The following is a 505-nucleotide window of genomic DNA, read 5'->3' as shown; positions in this document are numbered from 1 at the left end:
GCACGCGCTCGATCCAATCGTCGCCGATGACGAGCGGCAGCAGGTCGGGATCCGGGAAGTAGCGGTAATCCTGCGCGTCTTCCTTGCTGCGCATCGAGCGCGTTACCTTGCGGTCCGGATCGTACAGGCGGGTTTCCTGCACCACGGTGCCCCCGTCTTCGATCAGCTCGATCTGGCGGCGCACTTCGTAGTTGATCGCCTCTTCCAGGAAGCGGAACGAGTTGAGGTTCTTGATTTCGCAGCGCGTGCCGAACGGTGCATCCGGGCCCGGGCGCACCGACACGTTCGCGTCGCAACGGAAGCTGCCTTCCTGCATGTTGCCGTCGCAGATGCCCAGCCACATCACGAGCGCATGCAGCGCCTTGGCGTAAGCAACGGCCTCGGCCGCGCTGCGCATGTCGGGCTCGGTCACGATTTCCAGCAGCGGCGTACCGGCGCGGTTCAGGTCGATGCCGGTCATGCCGGCAAAGTCTTCGTGCAGCGATTTGCCGGCGTCCTCTTCCAG

General features: G+C 64.6%; 1 protein-coding gene. It reads right to left on the bottom strand.

Features of this window, described 5'->3' with window-relative positions; translation table 11 throughout:
* Window positions 1-505 (bottom strand): Asp-tRNA(Asn)/Glu-tRNA(Gln) amidotransferase subunit GatB (locus D1614_RS29120; RefSeq protein ID WP_497006694.1); only part of this gene is annotated, 505 nt, incomplete at both ends.

This window comes from Maribellus luteus (assembly GCF_003576475.1).
Taxonomy (GTDB): Bacteria; Bacteroidota; Bacteroidia; order Bacteroidales; family Prolixibacteraceae; genus Draconibacterium; species Draconibacterium luteum.
Note: the sequence above shows the minus strand (reverse complement) of the source record. Positions and strands in the feature narration are given on the sequence as shown.